At 70.1% G+C, this 25,839-nt stretch carries 21 protein-coding genes; 4 read left to right on the top strand and 17 right to left on the bottom strand.

All coding sequences use genetic code 11. The annotated features are described in order from the left end of the window. Window positions 1–287 precede the first annotated feature (287 nt). From ACFY4A_RS08205 to mshB, 3 genes are all read right to left on the bottom strand, one after another. On the bottom strand, window positions 288–2,513 hold the full coding sequence (locus ACFY4A_RS08205; protein ID WP_390828595.1) for a hypothetical protein: 2,226 nt from the start codon (window positions 2,511–2,513) through the stop codon (window positions 288–290). Window positions 2,514–2,672: 159 nt separating this feature from the next. After that, window positions 2,673–3,089 carry a DUF6113 family protein gene (locus tag ACFY4A_RS08200; protein WP_390828594.1) on the bottom strand — a complete coding sequence of 139 codons (417 nt, stop codon included), beginning with the start codon at window positions 3,087–3,089 and terminating at the stop codon, window positions 2,673–2,675. Further along, on the bottom strand, window positions 3,086–3,982 hold the full coding sequence (gene mshB, locus ACFY4A_RS08195) for an N-acetyl-1-D-myo-inositol-2-amino-2-deoxy-alpha-D-glucopyranoside deacetylase (RefSeq protein WP_390828593.1): 897 nt from the start codon (window positions 3,980–3,982) through the stop codon (window positions 3,086–3,088). Before mshB ends, ACFY4A_RS08200 begins: the two co-directional genes overlap by 4 nt. Window positions 3,983–4,073: 91 nt before the next feature. On the opposite strand from mshB, the gene ACFY4A_RS08190 reads away from it, so the two are divergent. After that, on the top strand, window positions 4,074–4,520 hold the full coding sequence (locus ACFY4A_RS08190) for a hypothetical protein (protein WP_390828592.1): 447 nt from the start codon (window positions 4,074–4,076) through the stop codon (window positions 4,518–4,520). Between the two features lie 67 nt (window positions 4,521–4,587). Here the strand turns inward: ACFY4A_RS08190 and ACFY4A_RS08185 are convergent, their stop codons facing one another. Then, complete coding sequence (locus ACFY4A_RS08185) at window positions 4,588–4,782, bottom strand: hypothetical protein (RefSeq protein ID WP_361413222.1); 195 nt, start codon at window positions 4,780–4,782, stop codon at window positions 4,588–4,590. A 196-nt stretch (window positions 4,783–4,978) separates the two neighbouring features. Between ACFY4A_RS08185 and ACFY4A_RS08180 the strand changes: the two genes are divergently transcribed. After that, the gene (locus tag ACFY4A_RS08180; RefSeq protein ID WP_390828591.1) at window positions 4,979–7,108 is read left to right on the top strand and encodes an alpha/beta fold hydrolase; all 2,130 of its coding nucleotides are present in this window, start codon (window positions 4,979–4,981) and stop codon (window positions 7,106–7,108) included. A gap of 90 nt (window positions 7,109–7,198) precedes the next feature. Here ACFY4A_RS08180 and ACFY4A_RS08175 read toward each other — a convergent pair whose 3' ends face one another. The 13 genes from ACFY4A_RS08175 to ACFY4A_RS08115 all read right to left on the bottom strand — a co-directional run bounded on the left by ACFY4A_RS08175 (window position 7,199) and on the right by ACFY4A_RS08115 (window position 24,278). Next, entirely contained in the window at window positions 7,199–8,293 is a 1,095-nt protein-coding gene (locus tag ACFY4A_RS08175; protein ID WP_390828590.1) for an ABC transporter ATP-binding protein, read from the bottom strand. Next, window positions 8,274–9,260, bottom strand: a complete 987-nt coding sequence (locus tag ACFY4A_RS08170) for an ABC transporter ATP-binding protein (protein WP_390828589.1) — start codon at window positions 9,258–9,260, stop codon at window positions 8,274–8,276. Before ACFY4A_RS08170 ends, ACFY4A_RS08175 begins: the two co-directional genes overlap by 20 nt. A 7-nt stretch (window positions 9,261–9,267) precedes the next feature. Then, the gene (locus ACFY4A_RS08165) at window positions 9,268–10,233 is read right to left on the bottom strand and encodes an ABC transporter permease (protein ID WP_390828588.1); all 966 of its coding nucleotides are present in this window, start codon (window positions 10,231–10,233) and stop codon (window positions 9,268–9,270) included. Continuing rightward, a complete protein-coding gene (locus ACFY4A_RS08160; RefSeq protein WP_390828587.1) occupies window positions 10,226–11,149 on the bottom strand; it encodes an ABC transporter permease in 924 nt (307 codons plus the stop codon). Before ACFY4A_RS08160 ends, ACFY4A_RS08165 begins: the two co-directional genes overlap by 8 nt. Before the next feature lie 6 nt (window positions 11,150–11,155). Then, window positions 11,156–12,736, bottom strand: coding sequence for an ABC transporter substrate-binding protein (locus tag ACFY4A_RS08155; protein ID WP_390828586.1), 1,581 nt, complete (start codon window positions 12,734–12,736; stop codon window positions 11,156–11,158). A gap of 218 nt (window positions 12,737–12,954) precedes the next feature. Continuing rightward, a complete protein-coding gene (locus tag ACFY4A_RS08150) occupies window positions 12,955–13,356 on the bottom strand; it encodes a VOC family protein (protein ID WP_390828585.1) in 402 nt (133 codons plus the stop codon). Window positions 13,357–13,441: 85 nt separating this feature from the next. Then, on the bottom strand, window positions 13,442–14,602 hold the full coding sequence (locus ACFY4A_RS08145; protein ID WP_390828584.1) for an ABC transporter ATP-binding protein: 1,161 nt from the start codon (window positions 14,600–14,602) through the stop codon (window positions 13,442–13,444). Further along, a complete protein-coding gene (locus tag ACFY4A_RS08140) occupies window positions 14,595–15,653 on the bottom strand; it encodes an ABC transporter ATP-binding protein (protein ID WP_390828583.1) in 1,059 nt (352 codons plus the stop codon). Before ACFY4A_RS08140 ends, ACFY4A_RS08145 begins: the two co-directional genes overlap by 8 nt. 13 nt (window positions 15,654–15,666) lie before the next feature. Next, window positions 15,667–16,635 (bottom strand): ABC transporter permease, encoded by a 969-nt coding sequence (locus tag ACFY4A_RS08135; protein WP_390828582.1) that lies wholly within the window; start codon window positions 16,633–16,635, stop codon window positions 15,667–15,669. Then, window positions 16,628–17,557 carry an ABC transporter permease gene (locus ACFY4A_RS08130; protein ID WP_390828581.1) on the bottom strand — a complete coding sequence of 310 codons (930 nt, stop codon included), beginning with the start codon at window positions 17,555–17,557 and terminating at the stop codon, window positions 16,628–16,630. Before ACFY4A_RS08130 ends, ACFY4A_RS08135 begins: the two co-directional genes overlap by 8 nt. Window positions 17,558–17,636: 79 nt before the next feature. Then, window positions 17,637–19,271, bottom strand: coding sequence for an ABC transporter substrate-binding protein (locus ACFY4A_RS08125; protein ID WP_390828580.1), 1,635 nt, complete (start codon window positions 19,269–19,271; stop codon window positions 17,637–17,639). Between the two features lie 600 nt (window positions 19,272–19,871). Then, window positions 19,872–21,779, bottom strand: coding sequence for a translational GTPase TypA (gene typA, locus ACFY4A_RS08120; protein ID WP_390828579.1), 1,908 nt, complete (start codon window positions 21,777–21,779; stop codon window positions 19,872–19,874). A 252-nt stretch (window positions 21,780–22,031) separates the two neighbouring features. Next, window positions 22,032–24,278, bottom strand: a complete 2,247-nt coding sequence (locus ACFY4A_RS08115; protein WP_390828578.1) for an ABC transporter family substrate-binding protein — start codon at window positions 24,276–24,278, stop codon at window positions 22,032–22,034. Between the two features lie 330 nt (window positions 24,279–24,608). On the opposite strand from ACFY4A_RS08115, the gene ACFY4A_RS08110 reads away from it, so the two are divergent. Together ACFY4A_RS08110 and ACFY4A_RS08105 are read left to right on the top strand one after the other, a co-directional pair. Next, the gene (locus ACFY4A_RS08110; RefSeq protein WP_390828577.1) at window positions 24,609–24,896 is read left to right on the top strand and encodes a hypothetical protein; all 288 of its coding nucleotides are present in this window, start codon (window positions 24,609–24,611) and stop codon (window positions 24,894–24,896) included. 81 nt (window positions 24,897–24,977) lie between these two features. Continuing rightward, window positions 24,978–25,814: a hypothetical protein gene (locus ACFY4A_RS08105; protein WP_390828576.1), complete on the top strand. Its 837-nt coding sequence runs from the start codon at window positions 24,978–24,980 to the stop codon at window positions 25,812–25,814. Window positions 25,815–25,839 lie beyond the last annotated feature (25 nt).

The following is a 25,839-nucleotide window of genomic DNA, read 5'->3' as shown; positions in this document are numbered from 1 at the left end:
CCTTCTCCCGCGCGACGCGCACCGCCACGACGAGAGGGCACCCGGAGTCCGTACGGACCGGGTGCCCTCTGCGCTGCTACCGGGTTTCTAGTGCCGCGGCTGTCGGGGCACTAGGGCGTGTTTCGAAAGTAGCGTCGTCCGCCCGGAGGGCGGGGTCCGCGGCGTCTGGTGTGGTGCATCGCAAGGCGGAGGGTCGTCCTCGTACTGGGCGTACGTGGACGATCCCGACAACGCGGCGAGGTGCCGTGCCAGGCGTCGCGGACCAGACGGGACTTTCGAAACACGCCCTAGCTGGGGTTGGTGTCGATGACTTCGACCCGCTCCGCCGTCGTCCTGCCGCGCAGCGCCTTGCGCAGCGCGGAGGCGACGTCCTGCGGAGTGACGGCCGTCTTCTGCCCGGTGGCCCGGGTGATCAGCACCCCGTCGAAGGTGCCGCCGTACGCCTTCTTGAGCGCCTCGAGGTCGTACGTCTCCGAGAGCTTGCCGCCGACGGCCTTGACGCCGAGGATCTTCGGCAGGGACACGGGGCCGAACCTGATGCTGTGCGCCGGGTCGGTCTGAACGGTGACGATGTCGGACATCGCCGGCTCCGCGAACTCCTTCATCATCCGGTCGACCTCGGCATTGGAGACCGTCGGCTGCAGGGTGACGGTGGGCAGCTGGACCGGCGTGGCCGTGCCCGTCTCCACCTGGGCGCGGTACGCCTGCTGGACCAGCTGGGTCGAGCCGCCGACGTCGATGCCCTTGCCCGGCTTGCCGTAGACGGCGACGGCCTTGCCGGACTGGAACTTGATGCCGCCCTCGGTCACCGAACCGGCACCGCCCGAGACGCTCTGCAGGGCGACCTGGAGCTTCTCCTCGTCGACCGGCATCTGCGGCTGGACCACCCGGTGGTTGCCGAACAGTGAGCCGATCACCGACACGGGGTTGTAGTCGCTCGCCGCGGCCGCGCTGGCGGTGGCCTGGGTGTCGAACTGGAGCCCGGCCTGGTCCGGCTTGAGGGTGACGGTCCTGCCCTCGACCGACAGCTTCAGCGGCTGGTTCACCCGGCTGCCGAAGGCGTCGTCGAGCTCCTTGACCGCGTCGTCGCGGGTGCCGCCGCCGATGTCGACGCCGAGCACGGTGGTGCCCTTGGGCACGTCGGAGTGGTTCATCAGCAGCCCGGCGCCATAGGCGACACCGGCGACGACGATCACGGCGCCACAGAGCAGGACGAGCTTGTTGCGGCCCTTCTTCTTGGGCTTGGGCGCGCCGGCGGCGGCCGCGGCGGCGCTCTGCGGGGCCGGCTCGGCCAGCCCCGGCGGCATCTGCCCCATCGGCCCGTTCCCGTCGGCGCCGGGCCCGAACGGCGAGTTGGCACCGGGCTGGATGACGGGCATGCCGCTGGTGACCGTGTGCCCGGAGACGTTGTCCGGCCGGGCGCCGTAACCGGGGGTACCCGGCTCCGGAACGTGCCGCTGCGGGGTGAGGACCGCGGTGTCGTCGCTCAGACCGCCGCCGGGGCGCGCCGTGTGCGCGCCGGGGACAGCGCCCGGGTGTCCCGCGCCTCCGGCGGGTCCCGCGGGTGCTCCGTCCGCGGGCGGCCGCAGCGGTCCGTCGCCGGTGACGGGGCCGCTCGTCGGGCCCGTGGGGCCCTGCGGACCGCCCGGCACGCCGGGGACGCCCGGCCCGCCGAGGCCACCGGCGCCGCTCGGGCCGCCCTGACCGTCGCGGCCGTTCTCGGAGAAGTAGGGAAGGTCGTCACGGCGCGGCTCGTCGCCGCCGGGGCGGGGACCGCCGGAGAGCGGGCCCGAGGCCAGCGCCTCGGTGACGTCGAAGGACCCGGTGCCGCCGCCGTGGCCAGGGGCGACGGGGCCGCCGGTGGCCCCGGGCAGCCCGGCGCCGTTGGAGCCGGGACGGGAGCCGTTGGCGACGCCGGGCACGTTCATGGCGCCGACCACGCCGCCGGGGCGGGCCCCGCCGGACGAGCCCGGGTCGGAGGAGCCGGCGCCCGCGGGCCGGGGGACGGAGGTTCCCGGACCGGAAGCGCCGGGGCCGGACCCGTTCGCCGCGGGCGCGCCCGAACCACCCGGCACTCCCGCGCCGTTGGTGGAGACGCCCCCCTGACCGCCTTTGTTCGCCTGGGACTTGCGGGGCGCGAACCAGTCGCTGGTCGGCTTCTCCCCCGCCGGTGCCGCGGGCTCGGCGGGCGGCTCCGCCGTGGCCTTGGGCGGCGGGGCGGCCGGCTGCCGGGCCTCGCCGCCGGTGTCCTGGGCGCTGTTCTCGGATTCCTCCGAGGAGACGGGCGTACGCACGACGACCGGCGGGATCGGCCGGGATCCGGGGATGTTGATCCGGATCCGGGTCGTCAGTGTGGTCTCGGTCTTGCGTTCCTCGGGCTGCGTGGCCGAACGGCCCGCGTCCGCTCGGTCGTCGGAGACCGCCGGGATTCCGTACGGCGGGGTCCCCGAGGGGTAGGCGGCTCCGCCGCGCCCGTTGGGCCCGGACGACGGAGTGTCAGTTTCACGACTCAAGGCAGGTTCTCCCGGTTGGCTCCGCCGCCCGTTACGACCTCAGTGCGGGCGGCTCGGCGGCGCGCGCACCACCATACTGGCCGCTTCAGGCCCTTATCCCGGGACCGCTGGGTAAACCCCCACCGGACCCGCACCGGCACCACGGGAAGAAGTGGTACGTCACTTGCCAAGTCGGGCGTCGTCGTCGTGCCGTTGCCGTCCCGGCGCCAGGGTGGCGCAGATCACAGCAGCGGCCATGCCGCCGAGCAGGAAGAGATAGGAGCCGCTCTCGGCCGCGAAGAAGAAGTCCCCTTCGGGGCGGCTGGTGGTGAGCACGAACACGGTGACGATCCAGCCGGCCGCACCCGCCACGGCCCCGCCACGGCTGCGCACGGCCCGCGCCCCGCCCAGGAACAGCCCGGCGGCGCCCGCGAGCGCGAGCAGCAGCCCGCCGGGGAACCAGGCGGCCTGCACCAGTGCACCCGCGACCGCGACCACCGCGCCGAGCAGGAAGAGCCCCAGATACGCTGCGGCCCGCCCGGCGGAGGGCGGCTTGAGGGGCTGCGCGAGCATGGAGCCCCCTCCCCCTGAACTCATGACGTCTCCTCCTCGGCCCCGGCGAACAGATCGGTCTCCCGCTCCCCCTTCTCGGCGCCGGGTTCCCCGCGCACCAGCTCGTAGAACTCGGTGGTGAAGACCGGCTGGGCGAGCTGGTTGGAAAGGGCGAAGTACGGCTCGGCCACCTCGATCTGGGTGGCGTGCGCGCGCATCGCGGCGGCCTTGGCGGCGGCGTACGCGCTGCCGTCGATCGCCGTGGTGACGCGCTCGTCGCCGACGACTCCGGGAACGTCGTCGATCGTCGCCGGCTCGTCGAACGGCAGCCCGGGCAGGTCGTCCTTCAGCCGCGCGAAGGCGGCCTCGGCGACCGGACGCGGGACGCGGTTCCAGTACACCTTGGCGATCCGCCAGGGCTCGCCGAGGTCGGGGCGTACGACCGGGTCGGCGGCCAGGTCCGCGGCGCGCATGGCGATGCGGTGGGCCTGGACGTGGTCGGGGTGGCCGTAGCCGCCGTTGTCGTCGTAGGTGACGAGAACCTGCGGGCGCACCTCGCGGATCACGGCGACGAGGTGCTCGGCGGCGGCGTCGAGGTCGGCCTGCCACAGGCAGTCCGGGTCGCCGTTGTCGGCGAGCCCCATCATCCCGGAGTCCCGGTACCGCCCGGCCCCGCCGAGCAGCCGGAAGTCCTCGACTCCGAGCTCCTGCATGGCCGCGGCCAGCTCCTGCCCCCGATACGCCCCGAGCCCGGCCGTCCCCTCCAGATGCCGCAGTTCGTCCGGGATGACCTCGCCCCGTTCCCCGAGCGTGCAGGTCACCAGCGTCACCAGGGCGCCCTCGGCCGCGTACCGCGCCATGGTCGCGCCGTTGTTGATCGACTCGTCGTCGGGATGCGCGTGCACCAGCATCAGCCGCCGAGCGGCCCGTTCCGTCATGGGTCCAACCCTACGAGGGGCCGGACCCCGCCCCGGCGCGGGCTGCCGGAGTGCCGACGAACCTGTCATATGCATGCCTTAAGTTGGGGGCATGTCATCGCAGCCGCAGTACAGCGCTCCGGTCCCGTCGGCATCACCGGCACCCACGACTTCCCGGCGTCCTGGCATCGTCCCGGTCGCCGCGCTGGTGACGGGCCTCGTGGTCGGCGGGGGCGCCGTGGGCGCGGCGTGGGTTCTGAGCGATGACGGCCGGGCCGGCGCGTCCGCCCCGGCGGACGACGCGCGCGACGCGTGCCGCGCCCTCGGTGGATTCGACGAGTCGAAGTACGGCTCGAAGGGACCGGAGGGCGACATCGCGATGAACCGGTTCGCCGCGGCCGGTGTGCTCTCGGCGTCGGCGGCCGCGGGCGACGAACGGTACAAACCGCTCGCCGAAGCCGTCCGGCGAGCGCAGACGCTCCATGCGCAGACCTTCGACTTCGGCAAGGAAGTGAAGCAGGAACTGGCGAAGGCACGGGACGCCTGCGGCGACCTCTGACCCGCGACCCGGCCCTGACCCGGAGCCCGGCCCCGGCGGGGCCGGACGAGCTGGGCGCCGGTCGACCTCAGAACTTGAAGCTGCCGATCATCCCCGCGATGTTCGTGGTGAGTTCGCTGATCGTGGGGGCGACCGTGGACGACGCCAGGTAGAAGCCCAAGAGCATGCACACGACCGCATGACCGGCCTTGAGGCCCGACTTCTTGATCAGCAAGAAGACGATGATCGCCAGCAGCACCACCGCCGAAATCGAGAGTGCCACGGCGGCTCACCTCCAAAGTTCCCGGGACGCGGGGGGTGTCGGGGGTATCGGGGGTCGTCGGACTATGGGGCAGATAAATCCACACAGGGGGCAGCAGGTTCATACCCACTATGCGCTAACGATCATAACTATCCGCACGCGCGCATCGGTCGGCGCACGGCCGCACAAGGGGGCGCATGGCCAATATGGTCATGGCATGACGACCGAGCCTGTCTCCTTCCCCCGACGGCACGCGCGCACCCAGCGGTTCACGCTCGGCGCGCCACGCGCGTTCACCGTGGCTCCCGACGCCTCCCGCGTCGTGTTCCTGCGCTCCGGATCCGGCACCGACCGGGCCAACTCCCTTTGGGTACTCGACCTTGACGACGGCGCGGAGCGCGTGGCCGCCGACCCGCGCGCCCTCCTCGGCGGCGCCGGCGAACACCTCTCGGCCGAGGAACGGGCGCGCCGCGAACGCAGTCGCGAGGGCGGCGCGGGCATCGTCGGCTACGCCACCGACACCGCCGCGGAGTTGGCGTCCTTCGCCTTGTCAGGGCGGCTTTTCACGGCCGAGTTGCGGGCGGGTACGGCGCGCGAACTGCCCGTCCCCGGGCCGGTGATCGACCCCCGTCCGTCCCCCGACGGACGGCAGGTCGCCTACGTCACCGCCGGGGCCCTGCGGGTGGTGGGTGCCGAGGGCGACGGCGACCGGGCGCTCGCCGAACCGGAGTCCGAGGGCGTCGCCTACGGCCTCGCGGAGTTCATCGCGGCCGAGGAGATGCACCGCTCCCGCGGCTTCTGGTGGGCGCCGGAGTCGGACCGGCTGCTCGTGGCGCGCGTGGACGACACGCCGGTGCGACGGTGGTGGATCTCCGATCCGGCGCACCCCGAGCGGGAGCCGAATCGCGTCCCCTACCCGGCCGCCGGCACCCCCAACGCGGACGTACGGTTGTTCGTGCTGGGCCTGGACGGGACCCGCACGGAGGTCCTCTGGGACCGGGCCGGCTACCCGTATCTGGCTCATGTGCACTGGTCAGCGGCAGGGGCGCCGCTGCTCCTGGTGCAGGCGCGGGACCAGCGAAGCCAGCTGTACCTGGCGGTGGACCCGGAGTCCGGGGCGACCCGCATGGTGCACGCCGACGAAGATCCAGATTGGCTTGATCTTTTCCCCGGGGTGCCGTGCTGGTCCCCCTCCGGGCAGCTCGTGCGTGTCGCCGACGAGGGCGGCGCGCGGGTGCTGGCGGTCGGCGAACGGCCGCTCACGGGCGCGCAGTTGCACGTGCGGGCCGTGCTGGACGTGTCGGACGACGACGTGCTGGTCTCCGCCTCGGCCGGCGAGGAGGCGGCCGACGCGGAGACCGGTGAGGTGCACGTCTACCGCGTCAACGAACTCGGCGTGGAGCGCGTGAGCCAGGAACCCGGTGTGCACACCGCCGTGCGCGACGGAGGCCTGGCCGTCCTCGTCTCCGCCACGATGGACCGGCCGGGGGCCCGGGTCCGGGTGGTGCGCGAGGGCCGGACGGTGGCCACCATCCGCTCCCATGCCGAAGATCCCGGTCTGTCCCCGCGCGTGACCCTCACCCAGGGGGGCGCACGCCGAATCCCGTGCGCCGTGCTTATGCCTACGGACTACCCCCGTGACACTGCCGCCTCCGCTCCCCTCCCCGTCCTCCTCGACCCCTACGGCGGCCCGCACGGCTCCCGCGTGGCGGCCGCGCACAACGCGCACCTCACCTCCCAGTGGTTCGCCGACCAGGGCTTCGCGGTGGTCGTCGCCGACGGCCGCGGCACCCCGGGCCGCTCCCCCGCCTGGGAGAAGGCCGTCCACCACGACTTCACGGTCACCCTCGACGACCAGATCGAGGCCTTGCGGGACCTCGCCAAGACGTATCCGCTCGACCTCGGCCGGGTGGCGATCCGCGGCTGGTCCTACGGCGGCTACCTGGCCGCCCTGGCCGTGCTGCGCCGCCCGGACGTCTTCCGCGCGGGCATCGCGGGCGCCCCGGTCACCGACTGGCGCCTGTACGACACCCACTACACCGAGCGGTATCTGGGCGACCCGGAACAGGCTCCGGGGGTGTACGCCCACAGCTCCCTGGTCACCGACGACGGGCTGTCCTCGCCCGCCGAGCCGCACCGGCCGCTGATGATCGTGCACGGCATGGCCGACGACAACGTGGTGGTCGCCCACGCTCTGCGGCTGTCCTCCGCCCTGCTCGCCGCGGGGCGCCCGCACGAGGTGCTGCCGCTGTCCGGGGTCACCCACATGACTCCGCAGGAGCAGGTCGCCGAGAACCTGCTGCTGCTCCAGGTGGACTTCCTCAAGCGTTCACTCGGGCTCGTCTGAGCACGGGGCCGGGACGGCACGCCATACGCCGCCCCGGCCGCCGGCCACCGCCCCTTCCCGGGCCGTGAGGGCGTCCGCGTGCCGACGCGGTCACGGTGCTGTGGAGCCGCTGCCCTTTCCGTCGGTGTCCCGCTCCTCCGGCGGCACCACCTGAAGCTCCGCCGCGTAGTGGCACGCCGAGGGGTGCACCGCCGGCCCGGTGTCGTACCGGAACTCGGCGGGCACCGCCAGCTCCGGCACCTCCAGCGTGCAGCGCTCCCGCGCCTTCCAGCAGCGGGTGCGGAAGCGGCAGCCGGAGGGGATGTTCGTCGGGGACGGCACATCCCCCGAGAGGATGATCCGCTCCCGGCGCGCCCGTGCCCCCGGGTCCGGCACGGGCACGGCGGACAGCAGCGCCTGGGTGTAGGGGTGCGTCGGATGGTCGTAGATCTGCTCGTCGGTTCCGATCTCGACGATCCGCCCGAGGTACATGACCCCCACCCGGTCGGAGATGTGCCGCACGATCGACAGGTCGTGCGCGATGAAGACGTAGGACAGGTCGAACTCGTCCTGAAGCCGCTCCATCAGGTTGATCACCTGGGCCTGCACCGAGACGTCGAGCGCGGAGACCGGCTCGTCGGCGACGATGATCTCGGGACGCAGGGCCAGCCCCCGTGCGATCCCGATGCGCTGGCGCTGACCGCCGGAGAACTGGTGCGGATAGCGGTTGACGTACTCCGGATTGAGGCCGACGACTTCCAGCAGTTCCTGCACCCTGCGACGCCGGTCGCCCTTGGGCGCCACCTCGGGGTGGATCTCGTACGGCTCGCCGATGATGTCGCCCACCGTCATACGGGGGTTGAGCGAGGTGTACGGGTCCTGGAACACCATCTGGATGTTGCGGCGCACCGCCTTCAGCGCCCGGCCGGACAGCCGGGTGATGTCCTCGCCCCGGTAGCGGATCTCGCCCGCCGTGGGCCGCTCCAGGTTGCACAGCATCTTCGCGACCGTGGACTTGCCGCAGCCGGACTCGCCCACGATGCCGAGTGTTTCGCCCCGGCTCAGGGTGAAGTCGACGCCGTCGACCGCCCTGACCGCCCCGATCTGCTTCTTGAACAGGACGCCCCGGGTGAGCGGGTAGTGCTTGACGAGCCCGCTGACCTCCAGGATCGGCTCAGCCGTGGGCTCAGCCGTCTGCTCCGCCATCCAGGCACTCCCTCCAGAAGTGGCAGGCGCTCGCGCGGCTTTCGGAGACCTCGTACAGGGGCGGTACGTCCGTCCGGCACACGTCCCGGGCCATGGGACAGCGCGGGTGGAAGGCGCAACCGGGCGGGATCGCCTGAAGGTTGGGCGGCAGGCCCTTGATCGCGAAGAGCTCCCGGCCCTTTTGGTCCAGACGCGGGATCGAGTCCAGCAGGCACCTGGTGTACGGATGGGCGGGCGCCTTGTAGATGTCGTGCACCGGCGCGGACTCCACGATCCGGCCCGCGTACATCACCGCGATCCGGTCGGCGACGTCGGCGACCACGCCCAGGTCGTGGGTGATGAGGACGAGCCCCATGCGGTACTCGCGCCGGAGTTCGGCGAGCAGGTCCATCACCTGGGCCTGGACAGTGACGTCGAGGGCGGTGGTCGGCTCGTCGGCGATGATGAGCGCCGGTTCCAGGGCCAGCGCCATGGCGATCATGATGCGCTGGCGCATACCGCCGGAGAACTGGTGCGGATAGTCGCGCACGCGCTGCCGTGCTGCCGGGATGCGCACCCGGTCCATCAGCTCCACGGCCCTGGCGCGCGCGTCCTTGCGGGACATGCCCCGGTGCACCACGAACATCTCGCCGAGCTGGTCGCCGACGGTCAGCACCGGGTTCAGCGCGGACAGCGCGTCCTGGAAGATCATCGCCATCTCGGCGCCCCGGATCCGCCGCCGTTCGTCCTCCTTCAGTTCCAGCAGGTCCCTGCCGCGGAAGAGGATCCGCCCGCCGCCGATCCGGCCGGGCGGCACGTCGAGGATGCCCATGACCGCCTGCGCGGTCACGGACTTGCCGGAGCCGGACTCCCCCAGCACGGCGAGCGTCTCCCCGGCGTCCACCTCGTAGCTGACTCCGTTGACGGCGTGGACGACCCCGTCCCGGGTCCGGAACTCCACGTGCAGATCACGGACTTCGAGCAGCAAGGCGCCGTCACCTCAGCCTCGGGTCGAGGGCGTCGCGCACCGCGTCGCCGAGCATGATGAAGGCCAGGACCGTGATCGCCAGCGCCCCGGCGGGCCACAGCAGCGCGTGCGGGGCGTTGCGGACATAGGGCGAGGCGGCGGAGATGTCGATGCCCCAGGAGACGCTGGGCGGCTTCAGCCCGACGCCGAGGTACGACAGGGTGGCCTCCAGCGCGATGTACGTGCCCAGCGCGATGGTGGCGACGACGATCACCGGGGCGAGGGCGTTGGGCGCGATGTGCCGCAGCAGGATGCGGGAGTTGGAGGCGCCCAGGGCGCGGGCGGCCTGGACGTAGTCGAGCTGTTTGGCGGTGATGACCGAGCCGCGCGCGATCCGGGAGATCTGCGGCCAGCCGAGCAGCACGATGAACCCGACGACCGGCCAGACGGTGCTGCTCGGGACGACGGACAGCAGGACCAGACCGCCGAGGACGACGGGGATGGCGAAGAAGATGTCGGTGGTCCGGGACAGCACGGCGTCCCCGGCGCCGCCGAAGAATCCGGCGAGCCCGCCCAGCACCGAGCCGAAGAGCGCCACCCCGAGCGTGGCGCACACGCCGACTGTGACGGAGGCGCGGGCGCCGTGGACGGTGCGCGTGTAGACGTCGCAGCCCTGGCCGTCGAAGCCGAAGGGGTGGCCGGGCGCGGGACCGTCCTGGGCCCTGGCCAGGTCGCAGGTGAGCGGGTTGCCCGAGGCGATCAGGGACGGCCGGATCGCGATGACGACCAGGAAGCAGATCAACAGCGCGGAGAGGATGAAGACGGGGTCGCGGCGCAGGTCGCGCCAGGCGTCGGACCACAGGGAGCGGGGCTTGCCCTCCGGCCCGCCCGGCGCCCGCTCCAGTGTCGTCGCCTCGCTCGCCGCGAGGTCCATCGCGCCGCCCATGCCGGTCCCGGCGATGGCGCGCTCGGGCTCCTGCGACTGCTCAGGCATAGCGGATCCTCGGGTCGAGTACGGCGTACAGCAGGTCCACGAGCAGGTTGGCGACCAGGAAGACCAGGACGAGGACCGTCACGAAGCCGACGACGGTCTGGGTGTTCTGCCGCAGGATGCCCTGGTAGAGCTGGTAGCCGACGCCGTGGATGTTGAAGATGCGCTCGGTGACGATGGCGCCGCCCATCAGCGCGCCGATGTCGGTGCCGATGAAGGTGACCACGGGGATGAGGGAGTTGCGCAGCAGGTGCCGGACGACGACCCGGCGCCGGGGCAGTCCCTTGGCGACGGCGGTGCGCACATAGTCCGAGCGCCGGTTCTCGGCGATGGAGGTACGGGTCAGCCGGGTGACGTAGGCGAGGGAGACGGAGGCGAGGACCAGGCCGGGCACGATCAGTTCGCCGAAGGCCGCCGCCGGGGACACCGAGGGTTTGATCCAGCCCCACTGGACACCGAACAGCAGTTGCAGCAGCAGGCCGGTGACGAAGGTGGGCACGGAGATGACGACGAGGGTGAGGACCAGGACCGAGGTGTCGACGGGCCGGCCGCGGCGCAGCCCGGTCAGCACGCCCAGGGTGATGCCGACGACGATCTCGAAGAGGATCGCGACGACGGTCAGCCGGATGGTGACGGGGAACGCCGACGACATCAGCTCGGTGACGGGCTGCCCGTTGAACGCGGTGCCGAAGTCGCCGGTGAAGACGTTGCCCATGTAGGTCGCGTACTGCTGCCACAGCGGCTTGTCGAGGCCGAACTCCCGCCTGAGCTGGGCGGCGGTCGCGGTGTCGCAGGCGCGCTCGCCACACAGTCCGGCGATGGGGTCGCCCATCACGTTCACCATCAGGAAGATCAGCAGAGTGGCCCCGAAGAACACCGGGATCATCTGGAGCAGCCGCCTGGCGACATAGCGTCCCATGGCGGATCAGCCGACCTTGATCTCGTCGTAGACGGGGACGCTGAACGGGTTGAGCGCCACGTTGCGCAACCGGTCGGAATACCCGGCGCTGCCGTTCTGGTACCACAGCGGGATGGCGGCCATGTTGTCCCGGACGACGCCCTCGGCCTGCTGGAAGAGCCGGATCGCTTTGGCTTTGTCGGTCTCGGCGTTGGCCTGGTCGACGAGGTGGTCGAACTGCTGGTCGGACCACTTGCCGTCGTTGGAGGAGGCGCCCGTGTAGTACTGCGGTTGCAGGAAGTCCTGGATCAGCGGGTAGTCCATCTGCCATCCGGCCCGGAAGGGTCCGGTCATCCGGTGCCGGCCGATCTGGTTGCGGAAGTCGGCGAAGGTGCCGACCGGGTTGCCGACGCACGCCTTGTCGTTGCCGAGCACGTTGTTGATGGAGTTGCACACGGCGTCCACCCACTGCTTGTGCGAGCCCGCGTCGGCGTTGTACGTGATCCTCACCTGACCGCCGGGGAGTCCGCCGCCCTCCTGGATCAGCTTCCTGGCCGACGCGGGGTCGTAGTCGCAGGCATGGCCGCACAGACCCGGCTTGTAGCCGCCGTCCGTGCCGAGGACCGGGGAGGTCCAGTCGGTGGCCGGGGTGCGGGTGTTGCGGAAGATGGTCCCGGTGATCTGCTTGCGGTTGATGGCCATGGACAGGCCGGTGCGGACCTTGCGCGCCCCACCGGTGTTCCACTTCGAGCCGTAGAACGGGAAGGCCAGGGTCTGCAGAATGCCGGCCGGGCTGTTGATGTAGCGGCCGGCCAGGTCGGTCCGCACGTTCTTGAGCTGGCTGGCGGGGATGTCGTCGACGAGGTCGAGGTTGCCGGCCAGCACGTCGGTGTACGCGGTGTTGCTGTCGGTGTAGACCACGAGGGTCACACCTTCGTTCCGGGCCTTGTCCGGACCGGGGTAGCCGTCCCACTTCCGCAGGGTCATCTGCGCGCCCTTGGTGTACGACTCGATGGTGTACGGGCCGTTGCCGACCGGCTTGTCCAGCCAGGCGGCGTGGTGGGTGAAGAAGGTGCGGGGCAGCGGGGCGAAGGCGGCGTAGCCGAGGGTGTCGGGGAAGGTGGAGAACTTCTGGTTGAGGGTGACGGTGAAGGTGCGCGGGCCGGTGACCTTCAGCCCGGAGAGGGTGTCGGCGCTCTGCCGGCCGCTCTCGGGGTGGACCTTCTCGTAGCCCTCGATGTAGCCGAAGAAGTAGGCGTTCTTCTGGTTGTTCCGCAGGCTCGCGCCGTAGTTCCAGGCGTCGACGAAGGACCTGGCGGTGACCGGTTCGCCGTTGCTGAACCTCCAGCCGTTCTTGACGATGATGGTGAAGTGCTGCGAGTCGGCGGTGTCGATGCGCTCGGCGAGCATGTTCTCGGCCTTGGCGGTCCTCGGGTTGTACCGCTTCAGTCCCCGGAAGATCATGTCGAGCACCTTGCCGCCCTGCACCTCGTTGGTGTTGGACGGCTCCAGCGGGTTCTGCGGGTCGCCCCAGGACGCGGTCAGCGCCTTGGCGCCGACGCCGGCTCCCCCGCCCCCGCAGGCGGCGAGCACGAACAAGACCCCCATCGCACCCGCGGCCCACCTGGGACCTCTCGTCTGGATCACGCCGGGCTCGCGGGCCTGATCCAAACGAGAGGCCCTGGCCCGCGCGACTCCGCGCATGGGTGCCTCCTCGGGATGCGGTGACCTGAGACATATCAGCACATAAGCCATATACCCCATGTCTGCCGCACCGATGGGGGCGTCACTCCACGCGGACGCACCAACGCCACCACAAGCCCGCGTCAGCCCTCCGGCTCGACGCCGGAGGCCACCAGCTCCACCTCGAACCCGTCGGCGTCGGCGAGGTAGCCCGCGTAGTGGTCGGGGCCGCCGGCGTGCGGGTAGCGGTCGGTGAAAAGGGGCGACCAGCCGTGTGCGGGCGCCTGGCGCGTCAGCGCGTCGACCCGGGCCGGAGTGCCCGCGTGGAAGGCGAGGTGGTTGAGGCCGGGACGCGTCCGGTCGTGTCCGCCGTCGGCCCGCATCGCCGGTGACCGCTCGACCACCAGGTACGTCGGTCCCAGCCGCCAGCTGCGGCCGTGCTCCCACTCCTGGTACGGGTGGTACCCCAGGCTGCTCAGCAGCCAGCCCCAGGAGCGGACCGCGCGGGGCAGGTCGGGGACCCAGAGTTCGACGTGGTGCAGCATCCGCCCGTCCTCGTATCCGCCGGAAAACGCCGGTTCCCGGCGCCTGGAAGGGCACCGGGAACCGGGAGTGTGCCGTGAGAGGGTGTCACGCCGCGCCGACGACGTCCTTCTCCTCGGCGAAGTGGCAGGCCGACTCGTGGGCCGCCGGGGAGTCCGAGCCCTTGAAGCGCTCGGGCACGGCGAGCAGCGGGACCTCCTCGGCGCACTTGTCCTGGGCCTTCCAGCAGCGGGTGCGGAAGCGGCAGCCCGAGGGCGGGTTGGCCGGGGACGGCACGTCGCCGGTGAGGATGATCCGCTCGCGACGCTCGCGGGCCTCCGGGTCCGGCACCGGGACCGCCGACAGCAGCGCCTGGGTGTACGGGTGCGTCGGGTGGTCGTAGATCTGCTCGTCGGTTCCGATCTCGGCCATCTTGCCGAGGTACATCACGCCCACCCGGTCCGAGATGTGCCGGACGATCGACAGGTCGTGCGCGATGAAGATGTAGGAGAGGTTGAACTCGTCCTGCAGCCGCTCCATCAGGTTGATGACCTGCGCCTGGACGGACACGTCCAGCGCCGAGACCGGCTCGTCGCAGATGATGACCTCGGGGTTGAGCGCGAGGCCGCGGGCGATGCCGATGCGCTGGCGCTGACCGCCGGAGAACTGGTGCGGGTAGCGGTTGATGTACTCCGGGTTGAGGCCGACGACGTCCAGCAGCTCCTGCACCTTGCGGCGCCGGTCGCCCTTGGGCGCCACCTCGGGGTGGATGTCGAAGGGCTCGCCGATGATGTCGCCCACCGTCATACGGGGGTTGAGCGAGGTGTACGGGTCCTGGAACACCATCTGGATGTTGCGGCGCACCGCCTTCAGCGCGCGCCCCGACAGCCGGGTGATGTCCTGGCCCTTGTAGAAGATCTCGCCGGCGGTCGCCTGCTCCAGGTTCATCAGCAGCTTGGCGACGGTGGACTTGCCGCAGCCGGACTCGCCCACGATGCCGAGGGTCTCACCCTGGTACAGGTCGAAGGAGACCCCGTCGACCGCCTTGACCGCGCCGATCTGCTTCTTGAACAGGATGCCCTGGGTCAGCGGGAAGTGCTTGACCAGGTTGCGGACCTGGAGGATCGGCTCGCCGCGCTCGACGTGCGCGTCCAGCGCCGCGACCGCCTCCTCCTCGGAGGCTGCCTCGACGGTTTCCACCTCGGAGACGTTCGGTGTGGCGTCGTCCTTCGGCTCGTCGTCCTTCGCGAGCTTCGTGGGCTCAGCCATGGATCGTTTCCTTCCAGAAGTGGCACGCGCTGCCGCGGCCGGGCAGTTCCGTGCCGTCCCGCTCGGTGACCGGGGCCAGCGCCGGAATCTCCGTGCGGCAGATGTCCTGCGCCTTGGGGCAGCGCGGGTTGAAGGCACAGCCGGTCGGGATGCGCGTCAGGTTGGGCGGCAGGCCCTTGATCGCGTAGAGTTCCTGACCCTTCTGGTCCAGGCGCGGGATCGAGTCCAGCAGGCCGCGGGTGTACGGGTGGGCCGGGCGCTGGTACAGCTCGTGCACCGGCGCCGTCTCCACGATCCGGCCCGCGTACATCACGGCGATCTTGTCCGCGACGTCGGCGACGACGCCGAGGTCGTGGGTGATCAGGATCAGGCCCATGTTGTACTCACGCTGGAGCTCGGCCAGCAGGTCCATGACCTGGGCCTGGACCGTCACGTCGAGGGCCGTGGTGGGCTCGTCGGCGATGATCAGGTCCGGCTCCAGGGCGAGCGCCATCGCGATCATGATGCGCTGGCGCATGCCGCCGGAGAACTGGTGCGGGTAGTCGTTGACACGGGCCGAGGCGGCCGGGATCTTGACCCGGTCCATCAGCTCGACGGCCCTGGCCTTGGCTTCCTTCCTGGAGAGGCCCTGGTGGGCACGGAACATCTCGCCGAGTTGGTAGCCAACGGAGAGCACCGGGTTCAGGGAGGAGAGCGCGTCCTGGAAGATCATGGCGATCCGGCGGCCGCGGATCTTGCGTCGCTCCTCGGCGGACATCGCCAGCATGTCCTGCCCCCGGAAGAAGATCTCACCTCGCGGGATCCTCCCGGGCGGCATGTCGAGGATTCCCATGATTGCCTGCGCCGTCACGGACTTCCCAGAGCCGGACTCGCCGAGGACCGCAAGCGTCTCCCCCGCGCTCACCGTGTAGTTGACACCGTTGACAGCCTTGGCAACGCCGTCGCGAGTGTGGAACTCCACGTGCAGATCACGGACTTCGAGCAGCGGGCCGCCCTCGTCCTGGGAACCGAGCGGGCCGGGGACCTGAGCCGTCTCTTCGAGCATGGTCATCGGTACGCCTCCCTCAGCGCAGCTTGGGGTCGAGGGCTTCGCGTACCGCGTCGCCGAGCATGATGAACGCGAGCACGGTCAGGCTGAGCATTCCGGCCGGGAAGAACAGCACGTGCGGCGCATTGCGGATGGAATTCGTGGCGTCCGAGATGTCCGCGCCCCAGGACACCACGTCGGTGCCCAGGCCCATGCCGAGGAACGACAGCGTGGACTCGGTGACGATGTAGGCGCCCAGGTTGATGGTCGCAACGACGATGACGGGAGCGATGGCGTTCGGCAGGATGTGCCGCCTCAGGATGCGGCCGGTTCCGGCACCCAGGGCCTTGGCCGCCACCACGTAGTCGGCGTGCTTGGTGGTGATGACGGCGCCCCGCATCACGCGCGCGATGGACGTCCAGCCCAGGAAGGCCAGCGCGCCGATCACGGTCCACACGTTGCGGTCGGTGAAGGCGTTGAGCACCACCATCGCACCGAGGATGAACGGGATACCGAAGAAGATGTCGGTGATGCGGGACAGAATCGTGTCCCAGATGCCGCCGAAGTATCCGGCGAGCATGCCCATGAGACCGCCCAGGACCAGGCAGAGCAGGGTGACGCCGATACCGACGAGGACGGAGACCCGTGCGCCGTGGACAACGCGGGAGTAGATGGAGCGGCCCTGCACGTCGTAGCCGAACCAGTCGCCCTGGAAGAAGTGGCTCAGGTGCGGCGGCTGCAGAAAGTGGTTGCGCAGGTCGCCCGCGCCCGGGTCCACATCGGTGAAAAGCGACGGGAACGCGGCCACCGCGATCAGCAACGTGATGAGCAGCGCGGATGTGACGAACAGCGGGTTGCGCCGCAGGTCGGCCCAGGCGTCTGCGCTCAACGAGCGGGGCTTGGCGGGCGCCGGGCCCGCGTCGGCCACCTTCTCGACGACCGCGGCTTCCTGTTCCCGCTCGGCCGTCTGCGTCACGGCGGAGCTCTTGGTGGGCGAATCAGGCATAGCGAATCCTCGGGTCCAGGACCGCGTACAGCAGGTCGACGAGCAGGTTGGCGGCGAGGTAGATGAGGACCATGACGGTGACCACACCCACGACCACGGTGCCCTCACGTCGGGCCAGCGCCTGGAAAAGCAGGTTGCCCACGCCCTGGACGTTGAAGATGCCCTCGGTGACCACCGCTCCGGCCATCAGTGAACCAATGTCCGTACCCAGGTACGTAACCACGGGGATGAGGGAGTTGCGCAGCAGGTGCCTGGTGACGACGCGGCTGCGGGGCAGGCCCTTGGCCACGGCGGTGCGCATGTAGTCCGCGCGAGCGTTCTCGGCGATCGAGGTACGGGTGAGCCGGGCGACGTAGGCGAGGCTCAGGGAGCCCAGGACCAGCGCGGGCAGCAGCAGCTGTCCCATGTTGTTGGAGTCCTGGACGGTGGGGGTGATCCAGCCGAGTTCGTTGCCGAAGAACTGCTGACCGAGCAGACCGAGCACGAATACCGGGACAGAGATGACCAGGAGCGTGAAAAGGGTGACACCCGTGTCGATCACACGGCCGCGGCGGATGCCCGCGAAGACGCCGAGCGTGACACCCACCACGAGTTCGAAGACGAAGGCCATGACCGCGAGCCGCGCCGAGACCGGGAATGCCTGGGTGATTTGCTCGAGCACCGGTCTGTTGCCGGCGATGGTCGAGCCGAAGTCTCCCTGCAGCAGACCACCGAGGTAGTGCAGGTACTGCTGCCACAAGGGCAGATCCAGACCAAGATCATTCTTGATCTTGGCCATCTGCGCCGGGTCCGGCGGCTTGTCTCCCCACAGTGCGGCTACCGGGTCGCCAGGCAGCACGTTCACCATGAGGAAGATCAGCAGGGTCGTCCCGAGAAACACCGGGATCATCTGGAGCAGTCGCCGCGCGACGTAACGCCCCATCTTGCCTCCATCCATCGCGGAGCCACCCGCAGCGCCGGCCGGGGACACCGGCCGGCGCTGCGGGTGAGTTCACCGCGGATTACTTCTTCAGGACCTCGACGTTGGTGAAGATCGGGTCACCGGCCTGGTCGAACTCGACATTCTTCACGTTCGAGGAGTGACCGGAGATCGTGCGCTGGTACCAGAGCGGGATGCCCGGGAAGCTGTTCTTCAACTGCTCCTCGGCCTTCTGGTACAGCGCGGCCGACTCGTCCACGGTCTTCGCCGCGTCGGCCTGCTTGGCGAGCTTGTCGAACTCGGGGTCCGAGAAGCCGCCCTTGTTGCCGGCGACGCCGGTGCCGTACAGGTCACGCAGGAAGTTGCCGTTGAAGGGGTAGTCGAGCACCCAGCCGGAGCGGTACATCGACTTGACCTGCTTGGCGTCTCGCACGGCGAGGTCGGCCTGGAAGTCGGTCTTCGCGTCGCCGACGCAGTCGACGCCCGTGGCCTGCTTGATGGAGTTGCAGACCGCGACGACCCAGTCCTTGTGCGGCTGGTCGGCGTTGTACTGGATGGAGATCTTGTTGCCCGGAACGCCGCCGCCCTCCTTGATGAGCTGCTTGGCCTTCTCCGGGTTGTACTCGCAGAACTCGCCGCAGGCGCCGGCCTTGTAGCCCTTCACGCCCTTGGCGACCCAGCCGGTGGCGGCCTCACGGGTGCCGTAGAACACGGTCTTGATGATGGTGTCGCGGTCGATCGCCATCGACAGACCCTGGATGACCTTGGGGTCGACGTTCTTCCACTGCTTCGTGTAGAAGGCGGGGTTGATCGTGTTGATGGCCGCGTAGTCCAACTCGATCGCGCGGTCGCCCAGGTCCTGCTTGTAGTTGGGCAGCGCGCTGGTCGGGAAGGCCGGCATCGAGTCGACGTTGTTGGACACCAGGTCCTTGTAGGCGCCGTCCGGGGAGGTGTACGCCTTGAAGTCGATACCACCGTTCTTGGCCTTGTTCGAGCCCTGGTAGTCGTCGTTCTTGACGACCTGGATCGACTTCTTGTGATCCCAGGACTTGAACTTGTAGGGACCGTTGCCGACCGGCTTCTCGCCGTAGCCCGTCGGGTCCTTGAAGAAGCCGCTGGGAAGCGGGGAGAAGACGGGGTAGGCCAGCTTGTACGCGAAGTACGGGATGCCGGACGACAGCTCGATCGTGAAGGTCTGGTCGTCGACAACCTTCAGGCCGGACATGGTGTCAGCCTTGGCCTTGCCCTTCTCCGGGTGAACATCGGCATAGCCCTTGATGTCCGAGAACCAGGAGGAGTTGACCTGGTTGTTCGCGACGTTGGCGGCCCAGTTCCACGCGTCCACGTAGGACTTGGCGGTGACTTCCTCGCCGTTGTGGAACTTCCAGCCCTTCTTGAGCTTGACCGTCCACACCTTGTTCGCGGCGTCCGGCTCGACCGAATCCGCATTCATGTAGACGATGTCGCCCTTGGCGTCGTAGTCGACGAGGCCGGTGAACAGGGCCCGGATGACGACCGAGCCGTACGACTCCATCGTGTTCGCGGGCTGCAACGGGTTCTGCGGCTCACCGTTGGCGTAGCTGAAGATGCCGACCGGGTCGACAGCCGCCTTGCTGCTGCCGTTGCCACTGTCGCCGTTCCCGCCACCACAGGCGGTGGCCGCCAGAGCAACAACTCCAGCCATCGCGACCCACTTGGCGCTCTTGGCACCGCGCATGGGTTCCTCCTCATGAGTCCATTAGTTCACCGCATGGGCGAGCACATGACACGGCACCGTCACCGGTACCGGAGAAAGTCAGGTGCCCCCGCGCTCGCGAGTCGTCGCCGGCTGCAGCGCGTGACCCGTTGATCCGAGCTCTACGCGCCTAACTATCTGCCATCCGAACGGGAACGAACCACACCTTCAAGGTTTCGGTTCGATCACACCTGACGTCTACTTCTCCCAAAATCCGGACAAAGGGTTTCGTGAAAGATCACAGCGAAACGGACTTGTTACACAACTATCGGGCTTCGCTGTCCGGATAGCGGACGGGGAGAGGGAAAACCGGTTGCGTCGACCGGAGGTTGAGCCCATGCCGGCACCGCCGGTGCCGGCTCGTGGGCCGCGCGAGGACGGCCGGTCCGCGGATTCCGGCCACTGCGACAACGGCGAAGCTCCCACAGGTACGGGCTGCGAGACCAGATCTGACACACCGTTATAGGGAAAACCCTGTACCGGCCCGCCGGTCGCCGACCGGCGGGAAACAGGCGCCCACCCGCGTACCGTCGGGTGGGCGTCTCGGGCCGAGGACTGGCCGGGAGCGACCCCGGCCGTCGCTCAGCTGTGCTTGGCGCGGCTGGCGGCGCGGGCGCGGTCGCGCTGGTCGAGGACGACCTTGCGGATGCGGACCGCCTCCGGGGTCACCTCGACGCACTCGTCGTCGCGGCAGAACTCCAGCGACTGCTCCAGGGAGAGCTTGCGCGGCGGGACGATCGACTCGGCCACGTCGGCCGTGGACGACCGCATGTTGGTGAGCTTCTTCTCCTTGGTGATGTTGACGTCCATGTCGTCGGAGCGGGAGTTCTCGCCGACGATCATGCCCTCGTACACCTCGGTGCCCGGCTCCACGAAGAGCACGCCGCGCTCCTGGAGGTTGGTCATCGCGAAGGCGGTGACGGCGCCGGAGCGGTCGGCGACCAGGGAGCCGTTGTTACGGGTCTGCAGCGTGCCGAACCAGGGCTCGAAGCCCTCGTGGATGGAGTGGCCGATGCCCGTGCCGCGGGTCTGGGTGAGGAACTCGGTCCGGAAGCCGATCAGACCCCGGGAGGGCACCACGAACTCCATGCGGACCCAGCCGGAGCCATGGTTGGACATGTTGTCCATCCGGCCCTTGCGCACGCCCATGAGCTGGGTGACGGCGCCCATGTGCTCCTCGGGCACGTCGATCGTCATGCGCTCGACCGGCTCGTACGTCTTGCCGTCGATCTCCTTGGTGACGACCTGCGGCTTGCCCACGGTCAGCTCGTAGCCCTCGCGGCGCATGGTTTCCACCAGGATCGCCAGCGCCAGCTCTCCGCGGCCCTGGACCTCCCAGGCGTCGGGGCGGTCGGTGTCCAGCACGCGCAGCGACACATTGCCGATCAGCTCGCGGTCCAGGCGGTCCTTGACCTGGCGGGCGGTCACCTTGCGGTCCTTGACGGCCGCCTTCGCGTCGGCGCCCTTGCCGGTGCCGCCACGGCCGACCAGCGGGGAGGTGTTGGTGCCGATGGTCATGGAGATCGCCGGCTCGTCGACCGTGATCAGCGGCAGCGGGACAGGGTTCTCGGGGTCCGCCAGGGTCTCACCGATCATGATGTCCGGGATGCCCGCGACCGCGCAGATGTCACCGGGGCCGGCCTTCTCGGCGGGCTTGCGGGTGAGCGCCTCGGTCATCATCAGCTCGGAGATCCGCACGTTCTGCACGGAGCCGTCGCGCTTGATCCACGCGACCGTCTGGCCCTTGCGCAGCTCGCCCTGCTCCACCCGCAGCAGCGCGATACGGCCGAGGAAGTTGTCCGCGTCGAGGTTCGTGACGTGCGCCTGGAGGGGGCCGGCCTCGTCGTAGGTGGGGGCCGGGATGTGCTGGAGGATCGTGGAGAAGAACGGCTCCAGGCTGGTGGAGTCCGTGGGAACCGTCCCGTCCTCGGGCTTGGTGAGCGAGGCGATGCCGTCCCGGCCGCACGCGTAGACGATCGGGAACTCGATCTGGTCCTCGTCGGCGTCCAGGTCCAGGAACAGGTCGTAGGCCTCGTTGACGACCTCGTCGATCCGGGCGTCGGGCCGGTCCGTCTTGTTGATGCAGAGGATCACGGGCAGACGGGCCTGGAGGGCCTTGCGCAGGACGAAGCGGGTCTGCGGCAGCGGGCCCTCGGAGGCGTCGACGAGCAGGACGACGCCGTCGACCATCGACAGTCCGCGCTCGACCTCGCCGCCGAAGTCGGCGTGGCCGGGGGTGTCGATGATGTTGATCGTGATGGGCTCCCCGCCGTCCTTGGGGTGGTACTTCACCGCCGTGTTCTTGGCGAGGATCGTGATGCCCTTCTCACGCTCCAGGTCGTTCGAGTCCATCATGCGCTCGTCGACCTGGTCGAGCTGGTGCGCGGCGAAGGCGCCGGCCTGCTTCAGCATGGCGTCGACGATGGTGGTCTTGCCGTGGTCGACGTGGGCGACGATGGCGACGTTGCGGATGTCGTGGCGCGTGGCCATAGTGAGGCGTACTCCCGAAGTGTGCGGACGACCTGCGCGTACGTCGGTGTTACGCGGGCCCTGCCGGGCGGGACACGCCACGGCCTCGACCCATGGTACGGGCCGCCGAGGTGCGGCCGAAAAAGGGCGGGGCGAGCGCCCACGGGAACGCGGAGTGTGTCCGCGTGATCACAAGTCGGGCTTCCCGCACAAAAGGGCGGCGATCCCCGGGCCGACGGGGCCCGGGGATCGCCTGACCGTGGCTTCTCGGTCTCAGCCCTTCGGCGACGCGCCGCCCGAGGGCTGTGCTCCCTTCTTCAGGAAGCCCATGTCCTCGTAGACGGGGGTCTGGAAGCCGAAGGCCCCGACGTTCGCGAGGTTCTTGCGGACGACGGTCAGCTGGGGGCGCTGGTAGAGGGGGATCGAGCCGGCCGCCGCCCAGATGCGGGCGTCGGCCTTGCGCAGCAGGCCTGTCTGCTCGCCCTCGTCCAGGGCGGCGATGGCCTGGTCGAAGAGCTGGTCGACCTGGTCGGTGCCGACGCGGGTGTAGTTCTGCTGGACGTTCAGCGAGCCGTCGGCGGCCGGTGCGGGCTTGGCGTAGATGGGGCGGGCGTCGGTGGCCGGCCAGGCGGAGGCGGGCCAGGAGTACAGCGCGAGGTCGAACTGCCCGGAGGCGATGTGGTCCCGGAAGTAGCTCTCGTCGGGGACCTTGATGATCTCCGTGCCGACGCCGACCTTCTTGAGCATGGCGGTCACCCGGTCGGCCACCTTGCGCAGCGTGTCCGAGCCGGGGCCCGAGGGAACCACGAAACGCAGCGTGAGCGGCTTGCCGTCCTTGGCCAGCGGCCCGGCGGCGGCTCCGGGCGCCGGCGCGGCGGTGCCCTTGGGGGCGTAGGCGCCGGGCACGCCGCCCTGTGTGAGATGGTCGTTGGTGGACTGCCTGCCGTCCTGGGCGAGTTGCGTGGCGCCGTCGTCGCCCGGCCCGCGCTTCTCCTGGTGGTCCTTGTGGTCCCGGTCCCGGTCCCGCTCGCTCGGGCCGGGTGCCTTGCCGTCCTCCACGTTGTCGTTCTCGCCGACGACGTACGTGCCGTCGCCGTCCCCGCCGGAGTTCTGTGAGCCGTGGCCCTGGCCGCCGGCCGCCTTGCCCCCCTTCTTGGGGTCCTTCTGCTCCTTGACCGGGCCGGGCACCCAGCCGGCGTCCGCGAGCAGGTCCCGCGCCTGGGCGGTGTCCTGCCCACCGAGGGCGTCGCTGCTGTCGGCGTAGGCGTTCTGGCCGGACAGGGCGAGGTGGCTGCCGACCGGGACCGCGGGCAGGCCGAGCGGCTTCAGGACGATCTCGGCGAGTTCCTTGCGGTCCAGCGCGTGCGCCACCGCGTGGCGGACGCGCTCGTCGGCCAGGGGGCCCGCGGAACCGTTGAGGGCGAGCTGGGTGTACGCGGGCTCCAGCGACTTGCGCACCTGGAAGTCGCGCAGCGCCGCCTGCTGCCGCAGGTACGTGGTGAGCGACGTGCGCTCCTTCTCCAGCGCGCGGCGCTCGCGGTCGGCGGCCTTGTCGTCGGAGCCGTGCAGCACCGACCAGGAGAGCAGCGCCTTGGCGGCGGTGCGGCCGCCGGCCGGGCTCTGGAACAGGCTGCCGCCCTGGGCGCCGGCGGCCTTGATCCGCTGGACATCGGCGGGGTCGATGTCGGCCACGTCCACGGACCCCTCGGCGAGAGCGGCGGCCCGCTTGTCGCGCGGCACCTCGTGCAGCACGATCTCGGACAGCTTGACCGGGTGGCCCCACCAGCGCGGGTTGCGGCCGAGGACGACGTCCTTGGCCTTGGTGTCGATCTTCTGCACGGCGAACGGTCCGGCGCTGACCGCCAGCTTCCTGCGGGCGCCGTCGTTGAAGGCGTTCGCGGTGCCCATGACGTCCTTGGGGTACAGCGGTGAGAACAGCGACCGCCAGTCGGCGTAGGGGCGGGCGAAGGTGACCCGGACCTCCAGGTCGTTGGCGCCGCGCTCGATCTTCTCGATGCGGTCGTATCCGGCGTTGCGGGCGGTCCAGTACGCCGAGTCCTTGCCGGACAGGGCGCGCCACTGGGCGGCGAAGTCGGCGGCTCCGATCTCGCGGCCGTCACTCCAGACGGCCTGCTGGTCGAGCCGGTAGACGACGACCTGCTTGGGTTCGGTCTCGACCACCCGGGCGGACTCCAGGTAGTCGGCGTCGCGCTGCGGGTGGCCGTTCGCGTCGAGCCGGAACATGGCGGGCAGCACCGCCTGGGCGATGCGGGTGGTGCCGGCGTCGGCGTCCGCCTGGAAGGCGTTCAGCGTCTGCGGCATCGCGTCCACGGCCCAGCGCAGCCTGCCTCCGTCGGCGACCTGGTTGCGGGCGGCGGGCGCGATGTCCTGGGCGGCCAGCGGCTTGCTGCTCTCGTCGTCCGAGCCGCAGCCGGCGAGCAGGGGCACCGTGAGGGCGCCCGCGGTCAGGAAGGCGACCGCGCGCATGGCCGCGCGCGGACCGACACCGTCGTAGGACATCTGTGCTACCTCCGTGGAGCCGCTCCCGCCGGTGGCACGGGTGGGGTTTGATCGCATTTGGCGGTATTTTGGTGTTCATCAGATCTACGGCCCACTGAAAGGGAAAGGGTTCGTCAGCCGGAGGCGACACGGCGGCGCGGGCCTGGAAGGTCACCCGTTCGGCGCAGGCAGCCCCCGGCGCACACAGAGCGCGTGCGGGCGTGCGTGTGGGATGTGCCATCCGCCAATCGCTGCACATCCCTTCCCACCGACAGGTGTGACGCGCGACACTCGCAGGCGCATGAACGTTGCCGCCTAGGGCCATACGGCCCGTGGAAGCGAGGTCACGTCATGTCCGTGCACGACGACCTGACGTCGGTCCAGCACGCCCTCGACGATCTGCTGCGGTCGGTGGGCCGGCTGGAGCAGCAGCTCGGCGGCGGGCTGGAGATACGCCGCGTGCGCACCGACGCCGACCACCTGCGCGAGAGCGTCTCCCTGCTGCGCGAGGCCTCCCAGGGCCAGGCCGCCCCGCAGCGGCCCCCGCTCGTCACCATCTCCGACGCGCCCTACGACATCTCCCTGTGGACGGACTCGGACGACGAGGGACTCGGCGCCCGCGACCGCCACGCCCCCTGAACCGACCCCGAGTGAACCGAAGGGGCTCGACACCGGCTCCAGTGGCCCGGAGACGAGCCCGACAGGAAGGTGCGTCCCGCATTGGCCACAGGTACGGAACCTCCCGGCACACAACCCCATACGCTCGGCGGCGGCGTCCGCTCCCCCGGGCGGGCCAGGATCGCCGCCCGGCACCTGCGGACCGACCGCTGGTGGCTGGCGCCCGCCGGCACCGCGGCCGGACTGCTCGCGTTCGTCGTCTACTCGACCTGGCGTGCCTTCGCGAACGCGCACTACTACGCGGCGCCGTACGTCTCGCCGTTCTATTCGCCGTGCCTGGCGCAGAACTGCCGGACCATGCGCGCCGGCCCCAACGCCGACCTGTTCGGCAGCTGGTGGGCGATCTCCCCGGCGATCATCATCCTGATCTTCCCGCTGGGCTTCCGGCTGACCTGCTACTACTACCGCAAGGCCTACTACCGGGGCTTCTGGGCGTCCCCGCCGGCCTGCGCGGTCGCCGAGCCGCACCGCACGTACACGGGTGAGACCCGCTTCCCGCTGATCCTGCAGAACGTCCACCGGTACTTCTTCTACGCGGCGATCCTGGTCGCCGGCGTGCTGACCTACGACACCGTGCTGGCCTTCCGCGATCAGCACTACCGCTGGGGCCACATGGGTCTGGGCACCGTCGTCTTCCTGGTCAACATCGTGCTGATCTGGGCGTACACGGTCTCCTGCCACTCCTGCCGGCACATCGTGGGCGGGCAGCTCAAGCACTTCTCGAAGCATCCGGTGCGCTACCGCCTCTGGCAGTTCGTGAGCCGGCTGAACGCCCGCCACATGCAGCTGGCCTGGGCCTCGCTGTTCAGCGTGGCGCTCGCCGACTTCTACGTGTACCTGGTCGCCTCCGGCGTCTTCGACGATCCGCGGTTCTTCTGATGAGTCCGACGAGTGGGGCCTTGTG

It is taken from the genome of Streptomyces sp. NPDC001292 (assembly GCF_042896465.1).
Lineage (GTDB): Bacteria > Actinomycetota > Actinomycetes > Streptomycetales > Streptomycetaceae > Streptomyces.
This window is presented reverse-complemented; position numbering and strand designations above follow the sequence as displayed.

What these genes read in the sequence shown, in the direction of transcription:
- ACFY4A_RS08135 (WP_390828582.1), bottom strand. Translation starts at nt 16,635, where the DNA reads ATGCCTGATTCGCCCACCAAGAGCTCCGCCGTGACGCAGACGGCCGAG.
- ACFY4A_RS08130 (WP_390828581.1), bottom strand. Translation starts at nt 17,557, where the DNA reads ATGGGGCGTTACGTCGCGCGGCGACTGCTCCAGATGATCCCGGTGTTT.
- typA (WP_390828579.1), bottom strand. Translation starts at nt 21,779, where the DNA reads ATGGCCACGCGCCACGACATCCGCAACGTCGCCATCGTCGCCCACGTC.
- ACFY4A_RS08160 (WP_390828587.1), bottom strand. Translation starts at nt 11,149, where the DNA reads ATGGGACGCTATGTCGCCAGGCGGCTGCTCCAGATGATCCCGGTGTTC.
- ACFY4A_RS08150 (WP_390828585.1), bottom strand. Translation starts at nt 13,356, where the DNA reads ATGCTGCACCACGTCGAACTCTGGGTCCCCGACCTGCCCCGCGCGGTC.
- ACFY4A_RS08175 (WP_390828590.1), bottom strand. Translation starts at nt 8,293, where the DNA reads ATGGCGGAGCAGACGGCTGAGCCCACGGCTGAGCCGATCCTGGAGGTC.
- ACFY4A_RS08145 (WP_390828584.1), bottom strand. Translation starts at nt 14,602, where the DNA reads ATGGCTGAGCCCACGAAGCTCGCGAAGGACGACGAGCCGAAGGACGAC.
- ACFY4A_RS08115 (WP_390828578.1), bottom strand. Translation starts at nt 24,278, where the DNA reads ATGTCCTACGACGGTGTCGGTCCGCGCGCGGCCATGCGCGCGGTCGCC.
- ACFY4A_RS08155 (WP_390828586.1), bottom strand. Translation starts at nt 12,736, where the DNA reads ATGGGGGTCTTGTTCGTGCTCGCCGCCTGCGGGGGCGGGGGAGCCGGC.
- ACFY4A_RS08140 (WP_390828583.1), bottom strand. Translation starts at nt 15,653, where the DNA reads ATGACCATGCTCGAAGAGACGGCTCAGGTCCCCGGCCCGCTCGGTTCC.
- ACFY4A_RS08190 (WP_390828592.1), top strand. Translation starts at nt 4,074, where the DNA reads ATGTCATCGCAGCCGCAGTACAGCGCTCCGGTCCCGTCGGCATCACCG.
- ACFY4A_RS08180 (WP_390828591.1), top strand. Translation starts at nt 4,979, where the DNA reads ATGACGACCGAGCCTGTCTCCTTCCCCCGACGGCACGCGCGCACCCAG.
- ACFY4A_RS08200 (WP_390828594.1), bottom strand. Translation starts at nt 3,089, where the DNA reads ATGAGTTCAGGGGGAGGGGGCTCCATGCTCGCGCAGCCCCTCAAGCCG.
- ACFY4A_RS08125 (WP_390828580.1), bottom strand. Translation starts at nt 19,271, where the DNA reads ATGCGCGGTGCCAAGAGCGCCAAGTGGGTCGCGATGGCTGGAGTTGTT.
- ACFY4A_RS08165 (WP_390828588.1), bottom strand. Translation starts at nt 10,233, where the DNA reads ATGCCTGAGCAGTCGCAGGAGCCCGAGCGCGCCATCGCCGGGACCGGC.
- ACFY4A_RS08110 (WP_390828577.1), top strand. Translation starts at nt 24,609, where the DNA reads ATGTCCGTGCACGACGACCTGACGTCGGTCCAGCACGCCCTCGACGAT.
- mshB (WP_390828593.1), bottom strand. Translation starts at nt 3,982, where the DNA reads ATGACGGAACGGGCCGCTCGGCGGCTGATGCTGGTGCACGCGCATCCC.